Annotated in this window: 20 protein-coding genes and 2 pseudogenes; 16 read left to right on the plus strand and 6 right to left on the minus strand. The window is 67.4% G+C overall.

The annotated features are described in order from the left end of the window. Positions 1-77 precede the first annotated feature (77 nt). From G6O54_RS39090 to G6O54_RS02055, 3 genes and pseudogenes are all read right to left on the minus strand, one after another. Positions 78-305: pseudogene (locus G6O54_RS39090) on the minus strand (hypothetical protein); the annotation flags it as partial. Positions 306-1036: 731 nt separating this feature from the next. Then, a complete protein-coding gene (locus G6O54_RS02050; protein ID WP_250846677.1) occupies positions 1037-1531 on the minus strand; it encodes a carboxypeptidase regulatory-like domain-containing protein in 495 nt (164 codons plus the stop codon). 74 nt (positions 1532-1605) lie between these two features. Beyond that, positions 1606-2661, minus strand: coding sequence for a DUF1559 domain-containing protein (locus G6O54_RS02055; RefSeq protein WP_165219628.1), 1056 nt, complete (start codon positions 2659-2661; stop codon positions 1606-1608). Positions 2662-3126: 465 nt separating this feature from the next. Between G6O54_RS02055 and G6O54_RS02060 the strand changes: the two genes are divergently transcribed. From G6O54_RS02060 to G6O54_RS02110, 11 genes are read left to right on the plus strand one after another with little or no spacing between them, the layout of a single operon-like run. Then, positions 3127-4419 carry an ROK family protein gene (locus G6O54_RS02060; protein ID WP_165219630.1) on the plus strand — a complete coding sequence of 431 codons (1293 nt, stop codon included), beginning with the start codon at positions 3127-3129 and terminating at the stop codon, positions 4417-4419. Then, positions 4416-5531, plus strand: a complete 1116-nt coding sequence (locus tag G6O54_RS02065) for a mandelate racemase/muconate lactonizing enzyme family protein (protein ID WP_165219632.1) — start codon at positions 4416-4418, stop codon at positions 5529-5531. Before G6O54_RS02060 ends, G6O54_RS02065 begins: the two co-directional genes overlap by 4 nt. Then, positions 5524-6249, plus strand: coding sequence for an amidohydrolase family protein (locus G6O54_RS02070; RefSeq protein WP_165219634.1), 726 nt, complete (start codon positions 5524-5526; stop codon positions 6247-6249). The genes G6O54_RS02065 and G6O54_RS02070 overlap by 8 nt, the downstream gene beginning before the upstream one ends. Continuing rightward, positions 6246-7004 (plus strand): amidohydrolase family protein, encoded by a 759-nt coding sequence (locus tag G6O54_RS02075; protein ID WP_165219636.1) that lies wholly within the window; start codon positions 6246-6248, stop codon positions 7002-7004. Before G6O54_RS02070 ends, G6O54_RS02075 begins: the two co-directional genes overlap by 4 nt. After that, positions 6962-7495: a hypothetical protein gene (locus G6O54_RS02080; RefSeq protein WP_165219638.1), complete on the plus strand. Its 534-nt coding sequence runs from the start codon at positions 6962-6964 to the stop codon at positions 7493-7495. The genes G6O54_RS02075 and G6O54_RS02080 overlap by 43 nt, the downstream gene beginning before the upstream one ends. Then, positions 7492-8298 (plus strand): creatininase family protein, encoded by an 807-nt coding sequence (locus G6O54_RS02085; protein WP_165219640.1) that lies wholly within the window; start codon positions 7492-7494, stop codon positions 8296-8298. Before G6O54_RS02080 ends, G6O54_RS02085 begins: the two co-directional genes overlap by 4 nt. Next, entirely contained in the window at positions 8295-9170 is an 876-nt protein-coding gene (locus G6O54_RS02090; RefSeq protein WP_165219642.1) for an amidohydrolase family protein, read from the plus strand. The genes G6O54_RS02085 and G6O54_RS02090 overlap by 4 nt, the downstream gene beginning before the upstream one ends. After that, positions 9167-11074 (plus strand): sodium:solute symporter family transporter, encoded by a 1908-nt coding sequence (locus G6O54_RS02095; RefSeq protein WP_250846678.1) that lies wholly within the window; start codon positions 9167-9169, stop codon positions 11072-11074. The genes G6O54_RS02090 and G6O54_RS02095 overlap by 4 nt, the downstream gene beginning before the upstream one ends. Continuing rightward, a complete protein-coding gene (locus tag G6O54_RS02100) occupies positions 11071-12081 on the plus strand; it encodes a Gfo/Idh/MocA family protein (protein WP_165219644.1) in 1011 nt (336 codons plus the stop codon). Before G6O54_RS02095 ends, G6O54_RS02100 begins: the two co-directional genes overlap by 4 nt. Before the next feature lie 47 nt (positions 12082-12128). Next, positions 12129-12491: a RidA family protein gene (locus G6O54_RS02105; protein ID WP_205678649.1), complete on the plus strand. Its 363-nt coding sequence runs from the start codon at positions 12129-12131 to the stop codon at positions 12489-12491. A gap of 2 nt (positions 12492-12493) precedes the next feature. Further along, on the plus strand, positions 12494-13180 hold the full coding sequence (locus G6O54_RS02110) for an RraA family protein (protein WP_165219648.1): 687 nt from the start codon (positions 12494-12496) through the stop codon (positions 13178-13180). Positions 13181-13262: 82 nt separating this feature from the next. Here the strand turns inward: G6O54_RS02110 and G6O54_RS02115 are convergent, their stop codons facing one another. Both G6O54_RS02115 and G6O54_RS02120 read right to left on the minus strand, forming a co-directional pair. Next, positions 13263-15653 carry a hypothetical protein gene (locus tag G6O54_RS02115; protein WP_165219650.1) on the minus strand — a complete coding sequence of 797 codons (2391 nt, stop codon included), beginning with the start codon at positions 15651-15653 and terminating at the stop codon, positions 13263-13265. Between the two features lie 137 nt (positions 15654-15790). Then, positions 15791-16420 carry a histidine phosphatase family protein gene (locus G6O54_RS02120; RefSeq protein ID WP_165219652.1) on the minus strand — a complete coding sequence of 210 codons (630 nt, stop codon included), beginning with the start codon at positions 16418-16420 and terminating at the stop codon, positions 15791-15793. 81 nt (positions 16421-16501) lie between these two features. On the opposite strand from G6O54_RS02120, the gene G6O54_RS02125 reads away from it, so the two are divergent. Beyond that, positions 16502-17173, plus strand: a complete 672-nt coding sequence (locus tag G6O54_RS02125) for an adenylate kinase family protein (protein ID WP_165219654.1) — start codon at positions 16502-16504, stop codon at positions 17171-17173. Positions 17174-17343: 170 nt separating this feature from the next. Beyond that, complete coding sequence (locus tag G6O54_RS02130; RefSeq protein ID WP_165219656.1) at positions 17344-19587, plus strand: OPT family oligopeptide transporter; 2244 nt, start codon at positions 17344-17346, stop codon at positions 19585-19587. Positions 19588-19619: 32 nt separating this feature from the next. On the opposite strand, the gene G6O54_RS02135 is transcribed toward G6O54_RS02130, so the two are convergent. Next, on the minus strand, positions 19620-20465 hold the full coding sequence (locus tag G6O54_RS02135) for a HEAT repeat domain-containing protein (protein WP_165219658.1): 846 nt from the start codon (positions 20463-20465) through the stop codon (positions 19620-19622). 176 nt (positions 20466-20641) lie between these two features. Here G6O54_RS02135 and G6O54_RS02140 point away from each other — a divergent pair, with 176 nt between their 5' ends. The 3 genes and pseudogenes from G6O54_RS02140 to G6O54_RS02150 form a co-directional block, all read left to right on the plus strand. Beyond that, positions 20642-21595, plus strand: coding sequence for a hypothetical protein (locus G6O54_RS02140; protein ID WP_250846679.1), 954 nt, complete (start codon positions 20642-20644; stop codon positions 21593-21595). Positions 21596-21670: 75 nt separating this feature from the next. Continuing rightward, positions 21671-22873 (plus strand): AI-2E family transporter, encoded by a 1203-nt coding sequence (locus tag G6O54_RS02145; RefSeq protein WP_165219660.1) that lies wholly within the window; start codon positions 21671-21673, stop codon positions 22871-22873. A 119-nt stretch (positions 22874-22992) separates the two neighbouring features. Further along, positions 22993-23187, plus strand: a pseudogene (locus tag G6O54_RS02150) (Rdx family protein); the annotation flags it as partial.

Below are 23187 nucleotides of genomic sequence, written 5' to 3' on the forward strand. Positions count from 1 at the left end.
GGTCGAATTCCGGCGGAATGCAGGAGAGCGTAATCCTGGAGGCTCTCGGCAAAGACCTCCCAGCGGAGTGAATCGATCCGACCATCAGGACCGGGATAGACAACGAAGGCATCTTCCGCATGAAATCCCAGGTCGGAGTCTTCTCGAGGAACGCGTCGAGCGGGCCGCCTCGCCAGTCGCCAAGATCGGGGCCTCGAGGATGGGAAGCTCTCGGCTGATGAACTTGGAGTAGCAGATCCCGCGATCCCCGTAGACCAGCGCTCCGAGGACCTGAAGGCGCAACGAGGCCGGCGTGGGCTCGGCATAGGTCATGCGTGCGACGCTGAGCGTGTTGGTCCAGAAAGGGAGTCGGTGACGAAGTGCCGCGATGCGAACCTGGGCGAGATTCGCCCAGTAGACATAAGAGTAGCGACCGTCCTGGCCGAGCGGGTAATTGTCTTCGCACAGGATCGTGGGGTGGCATTGCTTCACGAAGTCGTCCAGGAATCCGTCGTATCCTTCTCCCATCCCGGGCGTGAGATTGATGTAGGGCCACTTTCCCGGCGCGAGCTTGCGGACTTCCGCCACGGCCTTGCCCAGCTCCGCGAATTGGTCCGGTCCGGGCTCGTCCTTGAGGTGATAGCCCATGACCGCGGGATGTCCGTTCACGCGTTTCACCAGTGCAGTCAGGGCGGCGATCGAGTCCGCGCTCCGGAAAGGTTGATCCCACCGGGCGGGGGTGATCGCCGGATCATGCACGATCGCCTCGAGTGACAGCCGTTGGCAGATGTCGAGCGCGGTCTCCGGCACGAAGGCGACGCAGTTGATGCCGCACTCAGGTATCGATCGAGGCGTCGGTTCGTCGTCGGCGTAGTCCCACCCCATGATCGGGAACGACGACGGCTTCAGGTCGTCGCCGACCGCCACACCCTCGACCAGGATCCGAATCACGACGGACAAGATGATCAGACTGGCTTTGACATCCGTGTGGTGTCCGCCTGCGACGGGGTCGCACTCTTGGAGGGTCTCGGGGATTGGACCGTCGGGAGCACTCAGGTCAAGGCTTCTTGAGGTCGAAGTCGAGGACCGTGGCCCTGTCGCCGACTTCGCGATCGAACGTCTGAGAGACGGAGACCGGGCGGGTCTTGCGGGCGACGCGCTTGACCGAGTCGGCGGTGAGGTCGGCCTGCTTCTTCATCGCCGCCAGGGCCGCGGACTCGGAGAACTCCCCGGGTGCGTCGGGTGCTGCCCCGTCGGTTCCGTCCTGGATCGTCTTGGCGACCAGGACCGAGTATTTCCCCTTCGCCACGCCGGCCCTGCCGCGGTACATGATCGTGTAAGTTCCTTCCCTCCCCGTCATGTCCGAGCCCGGGGTGTCCGGACGGTTGCCCTGGGGAGTGAAGATGACCTTTGCCCCATCGAGCGGCTTGCCGTCGAGGGTCACCGTCCCCGTGACGCGTGTCAAGGTATAGGATTCTGTCTCATCGCCGCTGCCACATCCCGCGACCAGGATGAACGACAGGGCGGCGCGTGTGAATCGCAGGACTCTCACGTCAATCCTCCGGATCAAGGTGGGCCGGCCGTGGCCGACCCAGTTGCCCTGGCTATCGGTCGGGTTGTGCCGGGTCAGAAGGAATCGGAGCTGATGATCTCGCCGCTCTTGATCGAGTGGATCGCCCACCAGGTCGCGCCGCTGATGGTGTTCTTGATGAACCGGACGCTGCCGTCGCCGAAGAGCATGTTCAGGCCTCCGGCATGCTTGCTGCCCATGGTGTAGGCATAGAGCAGCTTGTCGGGACACTTCCCGCCGCACTGGTACGTATTCGGCGGTGCGTTGGGGAGCATGGTCGTGTAGTCGCGCCACTCGGGGCCGAGGCCGACCTGGGCCGCGATCTGGCCCGCGACCGGCGGCAACGGGTAGGCCGCCCCTTCGGTGGACGTGAGCACGCCCGAGCCCCAGAAAGGGCCGAAGAGATTGAGCATGTGGATCTGGGGCGACTCGCCGATCATCACCGTGTTAGAAAGTCCATCCGTCACCTCGGGGATCCGCGTGCTGGTGTCGGCGAGGAACATCGAGCGGGTGCTCTGGACGAATCCGGGCAGGCTGCCCCCCCAGGCGTCGGGGTTGTAGTACTCCATCCAGAGGCCGACACAGAAGACGTAATTGCTACGTCGGGCATTGTTGACGTACCAGGAGTAGTCGCTGAGGTTCACGACCTCCGGTGGGATGTCCGAGGGACAGGCGAAGAGCGGCACGAGGGTCCCCACGACGGTGGTGTTCACGATCGCGTTGCCCATCAGCCTGGTATTGCCGCTGGAGATCGAATTGTTCGAGGGCTGGCTGTAGTTGTAGGCGTTGGCCAGCGCCGTCTGCTCGATGAACGGCAGTAGCATCGCGAAGCCGGTTGTGTTCAGGACCCCATTGATCTTGCCGTTGCTGCCGATCGCCGCCCCCGGCCAGATCTTCGACGGCGGATAGCCCGACATCGCGGACTCGTAGTTGGCCAGGCCCAGGCCGATCTGCTTGAGGTTGTTGACGCATTGGGCGCGGCGAGCCGCTTCGCGAGCCGATTGGACCGCGGGGAGCAGCAGGGCGATCAGCACGGCGATGATCGCGATCACCACCAGCAGCTCGATGAGCGTGAATCCGGACGGGTGTCGGAGACATGAACGACGTTTCATGACTCATCCTCGCGAAGAAAGGGGGCGATCGTACAAAGATGGTTGACCTGCGGAGATGCCGCGAGCGGTCCGCCAGGACGCGGCGGGGAGATCGTGTCCACCGGCGAAGGAGAGGTCGTCGCGTGGAGAGGACCCGAGTCGGGACGGCACCCGAGTTTATATTCCATTTTTGGAAGTAATGTCAATGGTCAAGTTGGAGAATCCTCGTTTCGGGCTGCCGCGGGAGGGCGACTTCGGGCCGACCGGGGGGTGGGCGGCCGCCTTTGAGGCCGTGGTCGAGGGGTTGACACGACGTGGCCGGCCTGTTAAATTTCAGCAATGGAAATAATTCGTCGAGTCCAACCTGCCGCCCAGGGGCTTGCCGCTTCGACCGCTAGGCCGGCCGGCACCGCGACGCTACATTCGCAGGGACGGACGGCCTCGGGGTGGGGCCGCCGTGTCGACACGAGTGCGGAGGTTGGTCCGATGGGGCGGAAGTCGGCGGAGGTGGATGCGGGGGGCATCTGGTTCCCTACCGGTCGGAGGGTGACGAAGCCTCTGTACAATCGGCAACTGGTGTGCGCCTCGCTCTATCGCGACGGGGCGTCCTCTCGGGTGGCTCTGCATCAGGCCACCGGCATTCCGCTCTCGCGACTGTCGGGCCTCTGCGGCGAGCTCATCCGCGAGGGCCTGGTGCGCGAGGGTGTCGTGGCCCCGGCGGAGGGGAACGGCCGGGGACGGCCTCAGACCTTGCTCGAGATTGATCTGCGCAGCCTGGCGGTCGCGAGCGTCCGCCACGACCAGCGGTCGATCGAGGCGGCCGTGGGCGACCTGGCGGGCGACGTCCGGTGGCGGCGGCGGTGGGACAATTCCTTCCGGGATCCGGACGACCGGCTTCGGCGACTGACCGCGGCGGCGCGACAGGCCGTGGCCGCGGCCGGCGCGGCGGGCCTCCGTGTGGCGGCGGTCGGCGCGGCCGACCCGGGGACGGTCGACGTCGCCGCCGGGCGCTCGGTGCGCGCCGTCGCCCTCCCGGGGTGGAACAACGTGCCCGTGGTCGAGGGGCTGGCACGGGCCACCGGGCTGCGCGTCTTCATCGACCGCGAAGACGGCTGGCAGGCCCTTGGTGAGGTCACCTTCGGCGCCGGCCGCGGTGTGCGGAACGCGGTCTTCGCGACGCTCCTGGAAGGGATCGGCGGCGGCATCGTGGAGAGCGGCCGGCTCCTGGCCGGGCGCGACGGCTCGGCGGGTGAGCTCGGGCACACGCGAGTCTCCGACGACGGGCCGCTCTGCGGCTGCGGCGGGAGGGGCTGCCTGGAAGCCCATCTGGCGCCCTCGAGGTTGACGGCGCTCTGGCGAGGCGAATCGCCCGGGGCCCCGCCTCGCGACGTCGATCGACGATTCACCGAGATGATCGTCGCCGCCCGGGGCGGCGACCCGAAGGCTCGCAGCGTCCTGGCCGAGGCGGCCGACCGGCTAGCCCGGGGCCTCGGCAATGTGGTCAGCCTGCTCAATCCGGAGCGGATCATCCTCGGCGGCCGGTTCGTCGAGGCCGGCGAGGCGATCCTCGACCCGCTCCGAGACAGGTTGCCGAGCTATGCCCTGCCGGAGCTGGTTCGCGGAGTTGACGTCCGGCTGGCCGAGTTGGGCGAGTCGTCCACGGCTCTCGGCATGGCGTCCTACGTCCGCGAGAAGCTCTTCGCCGTCCCATCCGCGGCGGATCGCCCGACGGGCGACGATGAAGAGCGCCCTGCCAGGCACGGGGGAACACCTCAATGAGTATCCGCATCCGATCCATCGAGGCCCGCATCGTCGATCATCCCGTCCGGTCCGACGGGGCGATCATCTCGTCGCTCGGCCGCCACGAGGCCTCGCACTATGCCACGGTCGTCGTGACCGATGTCGACGGCGCCAAGGGCTTCGGAGAGGCCACGACCGCGCCGATCTGGAGCGGCGAGACCGCCGAGACGGCCCGCTGGATCATCGAGAACCTCCTGGCGCCGAAGCTCGTCGGCCCGGCGTTCGAGGACCCGGCAGAGGCGCTCGCCCTCATGGACGCCGTCCTCAACGCCAACTCCTTCGCCAAGGCGGCGATCGACGTCGCGCTGTGGGACCTCTCGGCCCGCAAGCGAGGACTCTCCGTGGCGAGCCTGATCGCCGATCGCGAGCCTCGTCCCTGGATCCCCAGCCGCGTCAGCATCGGCGTCTATCCTCCCGAGGAGACCCTGCGCCTGGCCCGCGAGTTCCACGCCCGGGGAGTTCGGACGCTCAAGTTCAAGACCGGCGTGCCCGGCCTCGATGACGTCGCCCGGCTACGGGCCGTCCGCGACGAGCTGGGACCGGATCCGGTCTTCACCATCGATGCCAATGGCGCCTACCCGACGGCCGACGCCGCGGTCCGGGCGATCGAGGCCCTCCTCCCCTTCAACCTCGCCCTGGTCGAGCAGCCCACTCCCCGCGATCGCATCGGCATGCTTGCCGAGGTCCGCCGCCGAACCCCGGTGCCGATCCTCGTGGACGAGGCCGTCTTCACGCCCGGCCACCTGGAACAGGCCATCGATCAGGACGCCTTCGACGTGCTCTCGATTTATCCGGGCAAGAACGGGGGGTTCACCCACTCGCTGGCGATGAGCCGTCGCGCGCAGGAGGTCGGCAAGTGCTGCGCTATCGGGTCGAACCTGGAGACCGATCTGGGCCAGGCGGCGATGATCTGCCTGGCCTCCAGCCTGAGTGCGTTCCCGACCGAGACGCACGCCTGCGACCTGATGGCCGCCCTCTTCTACGACCGTTCGGCGACGTCTCCCCCCATCCGATGGCGCGACGGCGGCGTGGAAGCTCCGGTCGGGCTGGGCTTCGGCGTCGTCCCCGCGGAGGGTATCCGGGATGATTGATTCGCACGCGATGCTCGGAGAGGAGACGTACCTCCGGCTCGGGCCGGCCGAGCTGCTCCGACGGATGGACGCGGCCGGGGTCGACGTCGCGATCACCCGGCCGATGGGCGCGGGCCTGGTGGTGGACCACCGCGCGGGGAATGACCTGGTCCTGAAGGCCGGCCCTCGCATCCGCGGCCTGGCCACCGTCAATCCCTGGTGGGGCCCGGACGCGCTCGATGAGCTGGCCCGCTCTCGCGACCTGGGCGCCGTCGGCCTCTTCCTCGACCCCGCGCGGCAGGGCTTCTTCCCGGACGAGCCGGTGGCGAGGCCCGTGATCGAGCGGGCCGTGGAGTATGGCTGGCCGGTCATGATGCGGACAGGCACGTATGTTTATGCCGACATCCTGGCCCTGGCCGAGGTGGCCCGCTCGTTCCCGGAGGCGACCTTCATCGCCGGCTTCGGCGGCTTCGCCGACATGTGGTTCGAGATGCCGATGGCCGTCCGGAACGCGAGCAACCTCCTGATCGAGACCTCGATGATATGGGGGGCGGCCATCAAGCAGGTCGTCGAGACGCACGGGGCCGAGCGCGTGCTCTTCGGCGGGGCCGAGCCGAGGAATCGCTACGCGGTCGTCCTCAGGACGCTCGACCGGCTCGAGCTCGATCCGACCGTCCGTCGCGCAATCGTGCACGACAACGCAGCCCGCGTCTTCGGGATCGGGAGGGCAGCGCCGTGAGAATCCTCGACTTCCACACGCATCTCGACGACCGCTGGCTCCACAAGCCGATCCCGGACGTCTCCCGGATGATCGCCGCGATGGATCGGCTGGGCGTGGAGCGTGCGTGCGTCTACACGATGATGGGGTTCTACGGCGACTGCCCCCGTCACAATGACCTGCTGCTGGAGCGGAGCCGGCGCTATCCGGATCGGCTTATCCCGTTCGTCACCGTCGATCCGAAGGAAGGGCCGGCGGCCGTCAACGAGCTGGAGCGCTGCCTGCAGCAGCCCGAGTTCCGCGGGATCAAGTTCCATCCGTGGCTCCAGGCGTTCGCGTCGAGCATGCTCGAGGAGACGATGACGGCGATCCTGGAGGTGGCCGCAAGGACCTCGACTCCGGTGCTCTTCCACGACGGGACGCCGCCGTATTCGACGACCTATCAGGTCGCCGACCTCGCCCGCTGGGTGCCCGCGGCAACGGTCTTCCTGGGCCATGCCGGCCTGGCCGATTATGTCGACCCGGCGGCCCGATTGATCCGCGACATCCCCAATCTGTACGGCTGCTTCTGCGGATCGAGGCCCGGCGACCTCGTCCACCTGGTGGCGACCGCGGGGAGCGACAAGATCACGTTTGGGTCCGACTTCGACCCTGGCTGCTGGGAGATGCTGGCCGAGCGGCTCGACAATACGATCGAGGCCGGCCTCGCCCCCCAAGACCTGGAGGCCGTGCTATGGAGAAATGCGGAGCGAATCCTCCGACCGTCAAGGCCCTGAGCTCGAGACGCTTCAACCCCTTCGACGAGGCCCTCGAACCCGAGCGGGCGACGATCTGGGAGATGCTCGTCGCGCGCGACAACGAGGCGTTCGTGTCCGAGGACTGGAGCCTCGTGGCCGGAGATTTCTGGGACGAGCGATTCGAGGGCATCTCGGCCAACGGCTCGACGGATCCGGCCGCCTGGACGCTCACCTATCCGACCCTGGATGCTTACCGTCGGGACTGGCTGAGGATGGCGGGTGAGTTCCTCCGGACTCCGCTGGTCGACGGCGACCACCTGGGGCTGCTCTATGCGATGACCACGCTCGACCGGTTCGAGTTCCGCGGCGATCGCCTGCTGGTCTGGAAGCGATTCCGGGCCGAGTCTCCTCTAGAGGGAGGCGGCGAGCTCTCGATCAGCCTGCAGTCGATCTTCCGGCTCCATCGCGACGGCGACCGCTGGCGGATCGTCGGGTTCATTGGCTATCTGCCCCTGGAGGCCGGCACATGAGGTGGGCCGATCTGAGCTCCAGGCGGCTCGCCGAGGTTTCGCGCCAGACGCCCTGCATTCTTGCGCTCGGCGCGATCGAGCAGCACGGGCCTCATCTCCCGGTCGACACCGACCGGCTGATCGCCGATGCGCTGGCGAACCGTCTGGACGCCGCGTGCGATGGAGATCTCCTGATCCTTCCCGCGCCTCCGTTCGGTTGCAGCGACCACCACATGGGGTTCGCAGGGACCCTCTCGCTGGCGCACGAGACGTTCCTCGCGGTCGCGATGGAGGTGCTGGGATCGGCCACGCGGCATGGGTTCCGGCGGTTCCTGTTGCTGAACGCTCACGGGGAGAACCAGGCGATCGGCGGCGTGATCGCCGAGCGAGCGGGCCGGGATCTGGAGGGCATCGACGTGGTGCTGGCGACATGGTTCCGGCTCGCTGCCGACCGGCTGCGTCCGCTCGTGGAGGGGGGCCCCCCGGCGGTGGGGCATGCCTGCGAATTCGAGACCAGCCTCGTGCTGGCCCTCCGTCCCGATCTCGTCGACATGCCGGCGGCCGTGGATGACGGCGAGGAATCCGGCTCGCGGTATCTTCGCGGGGACATGCTCTCCGGCCCGCTCGCCTCGCGGCCCCGCCCGTTCGACCGCTTCACGAGTTCCGGCGTCTTCGGGAAGGCGACTCTCGCCACTCCGGCCAAAGGCCGCGCGATCCTGAAAATCGTCGTCGATTGCCTCCGGGAGCTCGTGGCCGATTGCTGGCCGGACGCTCCGGGCGTTGCAGGGGGCGAGGGTCAGCCATTGCCGGGAGGAACACCGTGATCATCGACGTCCATGCCCACTGCTGGCCGCGTGCCGATTGTTTCTCGCCGTCGTTCCAGGCCGATGCCCGGAGGATGCGACTCTCGCCGGTGAACCTGGTTACGGAATACGAGGCATATCGCGACGGGACGGGAGGTGAGGACTTCGTCGCCCTCGTCTTCGGCGGTAAGGCCAGGTTGACTGGGGTCTGGATCGACGACCAGGACGTCGCGGACTACGTCGCGAGAGACCCGGACCGGATGATCGGTTTCATGTCACTCGATCCGACCCAGCACGGCTGGGAAGCCGAGATGCGCGACGGATTCGAGCGCCTGGGCCTCAGGGGGATCAAACTCCTGCCCATGTACGCGGGCTTCTATCCTCAGGATGATCGGCTCGAGCCGCTCTGGAAGTACGCCGCCGCGCATCGCCTGCCCGTGCTCCTACACTCCGGCACCACGTTCGTCTCGGGCGCCCCGATCGACTGCACGCTCCCTCGTCACCTAGACGCCGTCGCGATCAGGCATCCGGACGTCAAGATCATCCTGGCCCATCTGGGGCACCCCTACGAGGGGGAGACGGTCGCCGTGATCCGCAAGCACCCCAACCTCTTCGCCGACATCAGCGCCCTGTTCTACCGCCCCTGGCAACTGTTCCATAGTCTGATGCTCGTGCATGAATACAACGTCTGGGAGAAAATCCTGTTCGGGACCGACTTCCCGGTGACGACGGTCGCCGAGACCGTGGCCGGCCTCCGGGGTCTGGGTCAGATCCGGATCGACCGGTTCCGACTCCCCGCCGAGGAGATCGAACGGATCATCCACCGCGATGCCCTGACGCTGCTGGGGCTGGCTCGCCCGGGCCCCGCGGCGAGGAAGGGGGGGCCGGCGTGACGGAGGCATCGACGTTCCCGATCGCCGCGATCTCCGGATTGACGTTGGGCATGGTGGACTGGCTCGTTGTCGCACTCTACTCGGCGGCGATGATCGGGCTGGGCTGGTTCTTCTCCAGGACCGCCACGAGGTCCACCGACGGCTTCTTGATCGGCGAGCGCAGCCTCCCCTGGTGGGTGATCGGCTTTGCCAACGTGGCGAGCTATTCCGACTCCGGCGGCGGCTGGGTCTGGCTCTTCTATGTCGGCGGATTCATGTACCTGAACCAGATCGCGTGGATCGCCTGGCCCATCTGGATGCCCCTGGTGGGGGTCTTCTGGGCGAAGATGTGGCGTCGGAGCGGCGTCGTCACTACGGGAGAGCTGATCGAGCTGCGCTATTCGGGCCGAGGGGCGGCGGCTTTCCGGGGCTTCTATGGCGTTTACGCGTGCCTCGCGTGGGCGACTGTCTTCCTGGGCTATGGTACGGCGATCCTGGCGCAACTGCTCGCCCCGCTCATAGGCTGGTCGCCGACGACCATCGTCGTCGTGTTCGGGACTGTGACGCTCTCCTACACGGTCCTGGGCGGGCTGCTCGGAGCGGCCTACATCGACCTTCTCCAGTTCGGCATCTTCTTCTGCGCGGCGCTGGTCCTCTGGTATCTCGGCGTGGAGGAGCAGGGGGGCTACGCACCGATGCTCGCCAGGGCGACGGCGAGCCGCGGCCTCGACTTCTGGCAGATCTACCCGCCATCGTCGGGGGCCAACACGTACGTTGACCCGGCGAGCCTGGCGATGCTCATGGTGCTGGGCCTCTTCCTGGCCGGGAGCCCCTGCGCCGGCGAGGGCTGGACCGCCCAGCGCTGCCTGGCGGCGAGGGACGAGCGGCATGCGGTGCTCGGACAGATGCTCAACTCGATCCTCAGCTTGGTCATCCGGATGATCCCGCTGTTGCCACTGGGAATCCTGGCGATCGCGACCTATCCCGCGGCCGACCCGGGCGCCCATGCGATGCTGAGATTCCCCGACGGCACGACCGCCCCTTCGACGGGCGTATGGTCTCACCTGGTGATTCGCCACGCCGGAAAGCTGCCGGGTTTCGGCGGCCTGATCATCGCGGCGGTGCTGGCGGGCTACATGGCGACGGTCGGCACCATGCTCCAGTGGGGCTCGTCGTTCGTCGTCAACGACCTCTATCGCCGCCATTTCAGGCCCACCGCCGCAAAGAATGAGCATATCCTGGTCGCGCGGCTGGTCATGGTCGCGATGATGGTCCTGGCGAGCTTCCTGGCCTTCTCGATCCGCGACATCGGCGCCTGGGTCTTCTACATCAACGCGGCGATGATCACGCCCGCCCTGCCACTGGCGTGGCTCCGTTGGTTCTGGTGGCGGCTGAACGTGTGGGGGGAGATTTTCGGGATTCTGTTGTCGGTGCCACTCTCGGCGTTCATCTGGTTCGGGCTGGGCTGGAGGGAGAGGCCCGTCTGGCAGCCGACGTTGCTGCTCCTGATGATGGGCTTCGTCGGCAGCACGCTCGTGTCGCTGGCGACGCCGGCCGAATCCCGCGAGACGCTCCGTCGGTTCTACCTGAGGATCCGGCCGCATGGGTTCTGGGGGCCCGTCCGCGATGGCCTGGAGGCCGATGGGCTGGCCGACTCCGGACGTCGCCGCCGAGAGCTGCGCTGGGACCTGCTCGCGGCCGGCTGCGGGATCGCGTTCTGCTTTACGATCACCTGGTCCTTCTTCACGGCCGTCATGCTGAGGTGGGCGGAGTTCGTCGGCTGGGCCGCCGCGGCGTCCGTCGCCGGATTCGCGTATTACACCTTCTGGATGCGTAGCCATGCCCTGGCGGTGGCGCCGGACGCGGACACGCGAAAGGCCACGGCCGACCCTGCGATCGTCGAACCCCGGGGGGCTCCCTCATGATCCGGATCGGTCTGATTGGCTGCGGGGCGGTCGCGGAGTCGGGGCATGTGCCTGCCCTGGTGCGTCGCCCGGACTTCAGGCCGGACGCGGTCTGCGACGTCCGTCCCGACCATGCGGCGCGACTGGCAGAGGTCGCGGGAGGTGTGCCGAGCTTCGCCGACTGGCGGGAGCTGCTCGACGGCCGGTCGCTCGACGCCGTCGTGCTGGCGCTCCCCCCGGAGGTGAGCCCATCCGTGGCCGTCGAGTGCCTCCGCCGTGGGCTGCCCGTCTTGGATGAGAAGCCTCTGGCATCGACGTTCGCCGATGGGTGCCGCGTGGCCGAGGCGGTCGCGAAATTCGGGGGCGTGTATCAGGTCGGATTCGTGCTCCGCTACGGCGACTGGGTCGGCGAGGTCGCTCGCCTGGCCCGCGCGATCGGGACGCCGTCGAGGACGCGCGTCGCGATCTTCGACGAGCGGCTCGATCGCGACGACATCGCCCACCTGGACCGGATCAAGGGATTCCTCGCGAGCAGCTCCGCGATGACCCACGAGGGGTCGCACGTCATCGACTACGCCTCGATCTGGAATCCCTCGCCATGGACGAGCGTCCGGGCCGATGTTGAGAAAACCGAGCCGGACTTCCCGGGCCCGAACCACTGGAACGTCGCCTTCAGCCTCGGGGACGGTTCGACGCTGGAGGTCGAGGTCGGTTGGTTGCTTTCCGAGTCGCCACCGTCCTCCCTCTCCCTCGAGGGCCCGCGCGGTCGGTTGGAGCTGAATGTGGCCTCCGGTGAAGGTTGGTGGGAGGTCGCGGGCGACCGCGGCATCCTATCGCTTCCGCCTCTGGCCCCGGAATGGGATCGTCAGTACGACACCTTCGCCGCGGCGATCGAGCGAGGGGGCGCCGAGGTCTCGACGATCGACGACGGCCTGCGGGCCCTGGAAGCCACCCTGGCCGCGGAGGCGGCCGCTCGCACCGGGCGGGACGTCCACCGCCCCTTCCCTGAACGGCTCGACCCTGTCTGAGATCCATCATGAAGCGTGATGACATCGAACCGATTCGAGGCCCCGGAGTGATTGCCAGCTCTCTGCCGTTCTCCACCGGGATTCGCGCGGGGGGCTTCGTGTTCGTCTCCGGGCTGGCCTCGGCTGACGAGAACGGCCGCCTGATCCCCGACACGTTCGAGAACGAGGCACGCCGCACATATGAGAACCTCGGCCGCGTCCTGGAGGCCGCGGGGCTCGACTACTCGCGGGTCGTCCAGGTGCGCTGTTACCTCTCCAGCAAGGACGACTGGGAGGCCCATAATCGGATCTACCGCGAGTTCTTCTCCGCACCGTTTCCCGCCCGGACGACCTTGATCGGGTGTCTGGGTGACCTGGTGAAATACGAAGTCGACGCGATCGCCTACGCGGGCGCGTCCGAGGAGGCCTGAACGTGCAAGACGTCCCCCCCTGTCCCGTCGACGAAGCCGGCCGGCTGGCCTGGATCCGCGAGCATCTGTACGTCCCGGCCGTCTGCGACATCCTCGACGATCTGGGCCGTCGAGATCGGGCCATGCACCAGCGACTTCGCCCGCTCGACCCCGACGATTGCCAGATCGTCGGCCGGGCGCGGACGTTCCGTTGGATGGAGGTCGACTACGTCCCCGAGAGCGACCCCTACGACCGCGAGATCGAGGTGATGGACTCGCTGGGGGTGGGCGACGTGGCCGTCCACTCCAGCGACCCGGGCTTCACCAACGCCCCCTGGGGCGAGCTGATGAGCACGCTGGCGAAGCGGAACGGGTCCGTCGGCTGCGTCTGCGACAGCATGGTTCGCGACTGCCGGAGAATCATGGCGATGCGATTCCCCGTCTTCGCAGCCGGCATCCGCCCGCTCGACAGCAAGGGCCGAGGCAAGGTCATGGCCTATGACGTGCCTATCCGTTGCGGTGGCGTGCTGGTCCGGCCTCGCGAGCTCGTCTTCGCCGACTACGACGGGATCGTCGTCATACCTCGGGAGCTCGAGGACGAGGTCCTGCGGCTGGCCGCCGACAAGGTTGGCAGGGAGAACGCCACCCGCCGCGAGCTCTTGAAGGGCCGAACGCTCCGCGACGTGTACGACGAGTTCGGCGTGCTCTGATCGATCGCGCCGCGAGCCCCTCGCAAGCCTCCGGAATCGACTCGCGGAGGCCATGCGAGGTCTCGGATGGCCCGGGCCCGAATCAGGGCTTGAGCTGCACCGGGTCTCCTGCCGGATGGGCAGTCCCATTGACGATCACCCGCTTCACGCCCGGGGAGGGTGGGACGTGGAGGACGACCTTCGCCGGCCTGTGCCGCCACCGGGGAGTGAAGGCGACCTCCAGGGCCTCGCCGTCGGGAGAGAGCCCGAAGGAGAGGTCGACGGGGCCGTACTCGGTGGGCATGTTCTCGAACCGTGTCCGACGCTCACGGGTCACCCAGGCCAGCGGCGTGAGCCGGAGCAAATGGACGGTGTCGGGCTCGAGCGCGTCATCCAGGACGGCGAGCCGCATCGCGTGGAACATCAGGGCTCCCGGCGAGGGGATGCTGGAGATGCCGTGGCGATGCTCGAAGCCGCTGAAGGTCTGCTGGGACATGCTCCCCGCCAGCAGCGCGTACATCCCTTCGAGGAAGCGGTCTCGGTCGCCGGCTTTCCAGGAGACCAGGATATTGAAGCTGTAGCACGGTTCACAACTGGAGATCTCGCGCGTCAGCACCGGCCGCTGGTGCATGTGCCCGCGGGGGTCGTAGAGCTTGACGAACGGGCCTTCGCGGAAGAAGGCGAGCAAGTCCTGCATGAGCGGGTCGTCGGGCTCCATCAGTCCCGCATAGGTGAGCACGAGCGGCCCGCCATCGAGGTAGAACGGATGCGAGAGCAGGTTCGGGCCGGAGACACCATACGGGACGACCACCCGCGACCGCCCGCCCGAGTCGGTCCAGGTCTTCGACTTCGCGGCGGCCTCGCGGAAGGCCCTCAGGAACGCGTCCTTTGCCCCGTCCGCCTCGCGGGCGTACTCCTCGGCCGCCGGATGGTGAATCCGTCGCAGGAATCGGACCGCCGTCTCCAGCCCCTTGTAGTTCCAGGCGACGTTCCACGCCGACTGACCGGATACCTCCGTGTCGGTGCCCACGGCAGGCGGCAGCACGCCCTTCACACCATCGTGATTCGTCTGGGCTCGCGCCTCCTTCAGGAAGGCGCAGGCCTTCAGCACCGGCTCGGTCCAGCGGGCAATGAACGCCTCGTCGTCCGTCAGCAAGGCGTGCAGGGCGACAGAGTGGAGGATTGATCCGTGATCGGTCAGCCAATCGACGGAGTTGAGCTGCTTGGGCGCGGCGAGGTATCCGGGATGCAGTTGATAGGATGCCCCCGGTGGCTTCGTCCTGCCCTGGTAGGTCCGGAAGATCTCCAGGTTCTCTGCCGTGAACTCGTGCCAGCCCAGCAGGTCGCTCAGCATGTGGATTCCCATGCAGACGGGCGTGGGCCAGAGCGTGTCGTAATTCCACGAACCGGTCAGCAAGGACCGATCGCCGTTCTCTGGGTTCATGTCGGAGACGACGCGGAACAGCTCGACCATCCGCCGCACGGCGCGATTGACCTGGGGTTCGGGCGTGTCGACGACCGCGGCCGTGGCCGGGCGTCGACTCCAGAAGGCATCGGACTGGGCGAGCGCGCCGTCGTAGCCGAGATCGGCCTCGGCGCGCGTCTCGGCCGGATCGCCGGGGATCATCGGCAGCAAGAGGTCCACGTGATTTCCCTTCACGGCCGGCTGCGTGACGTTGAGGAAGTAGTCGCGGCTGCCGGACGAGCGCTCCGACAGCATAGCCGAACCCGAGGTCGTCATCGCGACCAGCCGGATCAGGCCGTCGGGCTCCACCAGGCGGCAATGCGACAGGCTCCCCTTCGCGTACGCATCCCGCGTCAGGGCCCGCGGGTAGGTGGAACGCTCGGGATGGACGGTCAAGTTGTCCTGCTGCCACATGCTGCGATCGATCATGTTCGACGCGCCAAGATGGACCATCATGGTGGCCTGCGAAGCGGCCTCCAGGGGATCGACGTGCTCGATGACGAACCGGATCCAGAGGTAGATCGGTTCCTTTCCGGATCGGATGGGACCGCCGCCGGGCACGTGGGCAAACACGTCCTGACGGACGACGACCCCGGAGTTGCCCGTGAAGAACATCATCGGCCACCGAGTTTGAAGCACCGGGGCCGCGTGCGAGTCGTCCCAGGCCTGCATGCCCACGCCACCGTCGGGACGGCTGCTGAGTTGGTACGGATGATCGACGCGGGGCGGAAGGTTGCCGTCCGGCGCCGCCGTGATCGTGAGCTGGACCCCCTTGCCGGTGAAGGGATCGAGGTAGGTCTTGATCCGCCTGCCGTTGATCTCGCGCAGCGGATGCGGATCGGCTACGATCGTCCCGTTGTAGATCACGTCGAATCGCATGGGATGGTTCGGCAACCCGACCACCGTCCAGACGTTCCTCATGGGGGGGAGCCAGTGCTTCGCGGATTCGAAGCTCGGCTCGCCCCCCGCCGTCGCCTCGCGACCCGCCGCGGCCAGCAGCAGAGCCGCCGCCGCAAGGTTCCTGATCATGATGTTCCTCCGAGGTCGAGTTTCACAAGCGGCCTTACGACTCGACATCATGCTACGGCCTAAGGAACAGCATCGCCAGATTTTATTTTCAATTTCGGAATTTAATATCCGGGCGGTCCTGGGGCGGGGCGTATCGATCAGGCCACCGGCCGATCGGGCGACGGCGCGACGACCTCGTTGAGGCGGCGGGCCGTCCAGTGATTCCCGTCCCATCGGAGGTCGTTGATCGAGGCGAAGTCGATGGCGATCGAATCGAAGTCGGCCGGGGAGCGGTCGTGCAGGAGGCTCAGGAGCAGGACGCGGATCACGATCCCGTGGGCGATGACCGCGACGGCCTCGCCCTGGTGCCGGTCGCGGATCCGCTCGATGATCGGCACGACCCGCGTGGCGATGGCCGCGAAGGACTCGCCCCCCTCGTGGGTCGCGTCCAGGTCGCCGGCGATCCAGCGGGCCTTCGTCTCGGCGTAGACCTCCCAACCTTCCTCGCGGGCAAGGCCGGAGAGGGGGCCGATCTTCCGCTCGTGGAGCTCGGGGATGACGATCGGGTCGAGGCGGCAGGCCGCCGCGACGGGCGTGGCGGTGGCGACGGCCCGGGCCATGGCCGAGCCGTAGACGGCGCGGAGGTCCTGGCCCTTGAGGTGCTCCCCGAGCCTGCGGGCCTGGTCCCGTCCCCGGTCGCTGAGGCCGATGTCGGACTCGGCGCCGTGGAAGACCTGCGGGGCGGACGTCTCTGCGTGGCGGATCAGCAACAGTCGAGTTTCTTGCAAAGCCTTGCTCCGGGCGGGGGGGGTAGGGGACAATGATGACGTACCTTTCATGTCCCCTCTCCGAGTGTCGCAGGTGACCTCATGAACGGACTGTCCGAGAAGCCCGACTGCCGGGACGAAAAAGCGACGCAGTATCGTGCCTATCTCCTGTTCGGCATGCCCGGCAGCGGCAAGGGGACTCAGGGAGCGGTCCTGGGTCAGCTCCCCTTGCTGGTGCACATCTCCATGGGGGACATCTTCCGGAAGATCCCGAAGTACGGGCGGCTCGGTCGGGAGATCGAACAGTATACCTCACAGGGGAATATGGTCCCCGACGAGTTGACCGTGCGGATCTTCAAGCAGCATCTCCACATCCTGGAGCTGCAGGAGTTGCTCATCGAGGACCAGCACACGCTGATCCTGGACGGCCTGCCGCGATGCTACTCTCAGGCCGAGATGCTGGAGAGCGTGATCGACGTCGTCCAGATCTTCCACCTCAAGATCCAGGATACGAAGCTCGCGATGGAGCGTCTCAAGGCTCGCGCGCTGCGGGAGAATCGCCTCGACGACATGAGCGATGAGGTGATCAAGAGGCGGCTCAACACCTACTACGAGGACACCTACAAGACGCTCAGCTTCTATCCGCGGGAGCTGGTCTACGACATCGACGCGGGGCAGTGCATGATCGACGTCCTCCGGGACATCGTCAATCGCCTCTCCGAGGTGAAGACGCGGCCGATCCTCTCCTCCCGGTTGCAGGCGGTGACCTCCTGATCCGCCGGGCGTCGCGACGGCGGGGGCTTTGCGCGCGGCGGCGTGGGGATTAAGGTACTTCGACCGCCTCGCGGCCGTCCGGGACGGGCCTCTCCGCTCCGTCCCGGGCCGGCCGGCCCGCACGATTTCCATGGCCAGGCACCCGCCCCTCGATGGAGAGCTCCCGCAACATGGCCGCTTCGAACCTGCCAACCGCCGATGGCGATCCCAAGGATACGGCGTTCCGGCCCTATGTCCCGGCCGGCGCGGAGATCACCGAGCTGTCGCTCAAGGCCGTGGTCCTCGGCTCCCTGCTGGGGGTCGTCTTCGGTGCCTCCTCGCTCTACCTCTTCCTGAAGGTGGGGATGACCGTCTCGGCGTCGATCCCCGTCGCCGTGCTGGCGATCACCATCTTCCGCGGCCTCTCGCGGGCGTTCGGGACGCGGCCGACCACGATCCTCGAGAACAACATCGTCCAGACGGCCGGCTCCGCGGGCGAATCCATCGCGTTCGGCGTCGGCGCGGCGATGCCCGCCCTGATGCTCCTGGGCTATGAGCTCGAGTGGACCCGCGTGATGCTCGTCTCGGTGCTCGGCGGCCTGCTCGGCATCCTCATGATGATCCCGCTCCGCAAGGCGTTCATCGTCAACCAGCACAAGACCCTGCCCTATCCGGAGGGGACCGCCTGCGCCAAGGTCCTGATCGTCGGCGAGCACGGCGGGTCTCACGCGCGGACGGTCTTCCTCGGCTTCGGGGTCGGCTTCGTCTACCAGATCTTCATGAAGGGGCTGAAGCTCTGGTCGAGCGAGTGGGACAGGGCGATCACCGGGATCAAGGGCTACACCAAGGCGATCGTGGCGCTGGAGCCGGATCCCGTGCTCCTGGGCGTCGGCTACATCATCGGCCCGCGGATCGCCGCGGTCATGGTCGGCGGCGGGTTCCTCACGGCCCTGATGCTAACCCCCATGATTGCCTATTTCGGCGACGGCGTACCGGGCGTGCTTCTCCCCGGCCAGAAACCGATCCACGACCTGAGCGCCGGCCAGATCTCGGGCCAGTACGTGCGCTACATCGGGGCCGGCGCCGTGGCCGCGGGGGGCATCCTCAGCATGCTCAACGCCCTGCCCTTGATCGTCTCTTCGGTGATCGCCAGCTTCGGGTCGATCGGCGCGGGCCGGAAGGCGGGGGACGGCATCGACGGCGAGGCCGCCGCGCCGAGGACCGACAGGGACATCCCGATGCCGCTCGTCCTCCTCGGCTGCCTCGCCCTGGTGGCGGCGGTGGCCGCGTCGAACCTGATCCCCACAACCCTGTATGGTCGGATCCTCGGCGGCGCGATGATCGTCCTGTTCGGCTTCCTCTTCGTCACGGTGAGCTCCCGAATTACGGGCGTGATCGGCTCGTCGTCGAACCCGATCTCGGGAATGACCATCGCCACGCTCCTGTTGACCTGCCTCATCTTCGTCCTGCTCGGCTGGGTGGGGCCGGAATACCGCCTGGCCGCGCTCTCGATCGCGGGGGTGGTCTGCATCGCGTCCTCGAACGGCGGCACGACCTCGCAGGACCTGAAGACCGGTTATCTTGTCGGCGCGACCCCGTGGAAGCAGCAGGTCGCGATCCTCGCCGGGGCGCTCGTCTCGGCCGTCGTCATGGGGGGCATCCTGCTCTGGCTCAATGACGCCTACTCGACGGTCACCGACCGGGCGGCCGACCTGCCCTCGATCAAGGCGAAGGTGGCCGACCTGAAGGACTCGGAGGTCGGCCCCGACGGCCAGACGTACAAGATCTGGTGGGTTGTCAATCCGGAGCCGGGCGTCCTGCCGGGCAAGTATTTGGTTGATGAGTCCGGGCAGGCGAAGTACCTGAAGGACCCGGGCATCGGCGGCCGGCTCAACTATTCGACGACCGGCGCCGACCTGAAGAAATTCAACCCCCCGCAGCCTCGGCTCTTCGCGACGATCATCGACGGGATCATGAAGGGCGACCTCCCCTGGGGGCTCGTGATCCTGGGGGCGGTCCTCGCGATCGTGATGCAGCTCGCGGGGGTCTCCGCGCTGGCCTTCGCCGTGGGCGTCTACCTGCCGCTCTCCACCACGCTACCGATCTTCGTCGGCGGTCTGATCCGCCTGGTCGTGGATAAGGCCCGCAGGTTCAACGCCGAGGAATCCGACATGAGCCCCGGCACCATGATGTCCACGGGGCTCATCGCGGGGGGCTCGCTCGCCGGCATCATCATCGCCCTGCTGGTCGTCTTCGAGAAGCTGGGCGCGATGCTCGACATGTCCAGGAAGGTGGGCGAGGACGTCGAGTATTTGCTGCCGGCGATCGGGGCATTCGCCCTCATCGCCGCGACTCTCCTGGTCGTCGCCCTGACCGGCAAGCGGCCGGTCGTCGAGGACGCCAAGGACGCGGAGGCAATCGTGACGGAGATCTGATCCCGACGGACAACCGCCCGGGGGCGATCGTTTCACTCGCCGCCGGAGACGTCCAGGCCCAGCAAGGTCCCGGCAAGGTTGGGCCGGCCCATCAGCATCGGCGTGGGATATGGCCGCGATGGGCGGCCCGGGGCGTAGGCGTCAGGGCTCGCCAGTCGGCCGACGGGAGCCGGCCGAGGCCCCGGGAGGAGCATCGTCCCCGGCCCTTCCAGGACGGGCCCCTCCAGCATCGGTGCCGGGGCCGGATAGACCGGCCGGCCGCTCTCGCGACGAAACGGAGAGGGAAGTGGAGGCACGCTCGAAGAGCCCGCCGCGGGGGCCTCGTCGATGGCCGGCGGCAGGGCCTCGACGCCCGACTCGATCGGCGGGCCCGACTCCATGACGGGTCCGTCCGGCACGATGATCTCGCCGGTGATGCCAGGCGGCGCCATCGAGCCCTCGCCGCAGACGGAGCAGGTCTCGACGCAGGTCTTGCCCAGAGTCTTTAGCGCCTTCTTCGCCCAGTGACGAGTCAGCATGCTCTTATCGCACTTCGCCGCCCGGTCGACGGCCTCGTGGACGCTCGGCAGGCACGGCTTCATCTTCGCCAACGACTCCGCCGCCTCCTTTCGAACGAGCAGGCAGTCGTCGTGCAGGACGGCCGCGGCGAGGGCGTCGGCCGCCTCCGGATGGCTCTTCCAGTCATACTTCCGAAGCGCCCGGGCCGCCTTCTTCCGGCCGATCCACCCCGACGCTTGCAGCCGGTCGATTTGCCGCTGCACCTCCGGATTCTCCACGCCGCACGCCGAGCACTCCCGGCGGACCTTGTCGTGCCCGCAGGGGATGGAGCCAGATGACGTGACCAGGAAGACGACCGCGCCGACCACCGCTGTGATCATCTCTGTCCTCTCAGCAAGACACCGGCCAAGATGTCGATTCCGAGGCTTATAGTGACTCTGTCGCGCTCGCCGGGCGAGAACTCAAACTCGATCTAAAGCCCCTGTATTATCCAGCCGAAAGGCCAGCGATGCTCCCCCAAAATGGGCCCTGGGCGACTCTGATCGTGGGGGCCTTGTTGATCGTATCAGTCTTGCTGGTTGCGACCGGCTCGGCTGCGTCTCCTTGCTTCCTGTCGCTCGCGCTGGCGACGGGCGTTGCAACCTGGCATCGGGCGTGGCGAGCTTCGGCGGGGACGGCCCTGCGGGGGGCGCTCGTCTGGGGGGCGGTCGCGATCGGGCTGGCGCTGACGGTCCAGGTCGCGGCGATCGCGGAGGGGCCTCGGGGGGAAGGGCCGTGGACGGGGCGGCTTGCGTACCTCATGACCCTGGCCGTGCTCGCGGGCCTGGTCTCGGTCCTGGGGGCGAGGAACCCGGGTGGGGGGGCCTGGGCGATCCTGATGGTCCTCCTGGTGGTGGTCTTCCTGATCCCGTGGCTGGAAGGGGTCGGTCGGATTCGTCGCGGGCCGGGCGCGGCGGAGTTTCGGCTCCTCTCGCCGTGGACGATCTTCTACGGCCTCCTCGCGTGGGTTGGCGTGACGAACTACCTCCCGACGCGGTACGGTCCGGCGGCGGCGGCGCTGGGCCTGGGTTTGATGCTTGAGTACCTGGGACTGACCGACCCTGGCTGGTCGGCAGCGACGCGTCATCAGGTGTGGCTGGGCGTCACCTGGTTGGTGGCCCTTGCGTTGGGGCTCGCGGGATGGGCGGGCTCGAGGCGCCTCGTCGTGTGGGGCCGATTCGATCGGACCTGGCGATGGTTCCGCGATCGCTGGGGCGTCGTCTGGGCGCTCCGGGTCCAGGAGCGGTTCAACCGCTCGGCCGAGCTCGCCGCCTGGCCGGTCCGCCTGAACTGGTATGGACTGGATTCGATCGGAGAAGATGACGTCGACGGCTGGCCCCCGGCGATCCCCGAGGCCGCCGAGGCGACCCTCCGTACCCTGATCCGACGATTCGTGACGCCCGAGCGACTGGATGCCGCCGCGTACGACGGACATCCGGAGGCTTGCCACGACGACAGGCCGGCGGGATGATGAAGTGGCAGCGGACCACGTCTTCGGCATCCGACAACATGCCTCGCACCCGAACCTGCGAGAGGAGGGACAGCCTTGGAGCGACCGGGGAGATATGCCGCGTCCTCGCAGGTGGTGCTGGCCGTCCTGGCGATGATTGCGGCGCTCTACCTCATGCGAATCATCCTGATCCCCATCGCCCTGGCGCTGGTGCTCGCCTGCATGTTCTCGCCACTGGCTTCCTTCTGCCGGCGGTGGTTCCCCTTCGGTTCCTTCGGGGCCCTGACGCTCGTGCTCTTGCTGGTGGCGGGCGGTCTGTACGTCGCCAGCTTGACGGCGGAGAGCCTGATCCGGGGGACACAGACGATCCCCGCCGAGGTCGAGCGTCTGTCGGGACAGCTCAGCCGACGGATCAACGAGATCGTCCGGGCGCAGCCCTACCTCCGCGGGCTCCTTCCCGACCCGGGGACGATCGATCGGCTGGGCGACACCAACAGCGCGATCCTGATCGAGAAGATGAGCTACGGATTCTCCGACCTCTCGTTCTGGGCCGTGGAAGGGTTCATCGTGCTCGTGCTCGTGATCTTCATGCTGGTGGAAGGGCCGATGCTGACCCACAAGGTCATCCGGTTCGCCTCGCGGACCGTCGGCGAGGCCGAGGGCACCAGCCGGATGCTCGGCCAGGTCACTCGGAAGATCCGCGCCTATCTCGTGGCCAGGACGATCATCAACCTGGGGCTCGGGCTGGTCATCGCCGGGGGACTCTGGCTGATGAACATCCACTACGCCCTGGCGCTGGGGCTCTTCGCGGCGGCCACGAACTTCGTCCCTTACATCGGCCAGCTCCTGGGGGGCACCCTCCCGGCCGTGGTGGCGATGGGCCAGACGGGGTCGATCGGCGATGCCCTGATCGTGGCGGCGATGTACCTGGCGGCGGTCGGCGTGGAAGGATATGTCGTCACTCCAATGGTCCTCGGACGCTCGCTCGACCTCAACGGCACGACGGTCCTGATCGCCTGCCTCTTCTGGGGCTTCCTGTGGGGCCTGATCGGACTGATCCTGGCGATGCCCATCACGGTCAGCCTGAAGCTCTTCTTCCAGTCGGTCCCGGAACTGAACCGGTGGGCCGAGCTGATGAGCGTGGACTGGCAATCGCCCGATCCGGAAGAGAATTTCGCGCTGGAGCAGACGTTGACCGAGACCATGCACGGCACGCCCTCGTCCGCCGCGACGATGGCGCCCCGTCCCGTGCCGATGGGGAAGGGACATTCCGCCGGTCCCCCACAGACTCGCGGTTGACGGATCCCTTACAATGGTGGGAACAGCGAGGTGCGCATCTTGCCGCCTCGCATCCTCGATCTCGGGAGTCGATGATGGACGTGACCCTGGAATACTGCGCGCTTTGAAACTACGAGCCCCAGGCCGTCAGTCTAACGGCCAAGCTGTTGCCGCGGTACAAGCGGCAGATCGGCCGATACTCGCTGATCCCGTCCAAGGGCGGGTGCTTCGAACTGACCGTGGGCGGGAAACGCCTCTACTCGAAGCTGGAGACGGGCAAGTTCCCCGACGAGGACGCGATCGTCGCCGCGGTCGGCAAGGCCCTGGGTGATTGA

Origin of the sequence: Aquisphaera insulae (genome assembly GCF_011064615.1) — a bacterium.
GTDB lineage: Bacteria > Planctomycetota > Planctomycetia > Isosphaerales > Isosphaeraceae > Aquisphaera > Aquisphaera insulae.

Excerpts from the sequence above, each read along its gene's own strand:
- G6O54_RS02125 (WP_165219654.1), top strand. The coding sequence starts at position 16,502 with ATGAACGGACTGTCCGAGAAGCCCGACTGCCGGGACGAAAAAGCGACG.
- G6O54_RS02055 (WP_165219628.1), bottom strand. The coding sequence starts at position 2,661 with ATGAAACGTCGTTCATGTCTCCGACACCCGTCCGGATTCACGCTCATC.
- G6O54_RS02060 (WP_165219630.1), top strand. The coding sequence starts at position 3,127 with ATGGGGCGGAAGTCGGCGGAGGTGGATGCGGGGGGCATCTGGTTCCCT.
- G6O54_RS02080 (WP_165219638.1), top strand. The coding sequence starts at position 6,962 with ATGGAGAAATGCGGAGCGAATCCTCCGACCGTCAAGGCCCTGAGCTCG.
- G6O54_RS02070 (WP_165219634.1), top strand. The coding sequence starts at position 5,524 with ATGATTGATTCGCACGCGATGCTCGGAGAGGAGACGTACCTCCGGCTC.
- G6O54_RS02065 (WP_165219632.1), top strand. The coding sequence starts at position 4,416 with ATGAGTATCCGCATCCGATCCATCGAGGCCCGCATCGTCGATCATCCC.
- G6O54_RS02115 (WP_165219650.1), bottom strand. The coding sequence starts at position 15,653 with ATGATCAGGAACCTTGCGGCGGCGGCTCTGCTGCTGGCCGCGGCGGGT.
- G6O54_RS02130 (WP_165219656.1), top strand. The coding sequence starts at position 17,344 with ATGGCCGCTTCGAACCTGCCAACCGCCGATGGCGATCCCAAGGATACG.
- G6O54_RS02100 (WP_165219644.1), top strand. The coding sequence starts at position 11,071 with ATGATCCGGATCGGTCTGATTGGCTGCGGGGCGGTCGCGGAGTCGGGG.
- G6O54_RS02135 (WP_165219658.1), bottom strand. The coding sequence starts at position 20,465 with ATGATCACAGCGGTGGTCGGCGCGGTCGTCTTCCTGGTCACGTCATCT.
- G6O54_RS02085 (WP_165219640.1), top strand. The coding sequence starts at position 7,492 with ATGAGGTGGGCCGATCTGAGCTCCAGGCGGCTCGCCGAGGTTTCGCGC.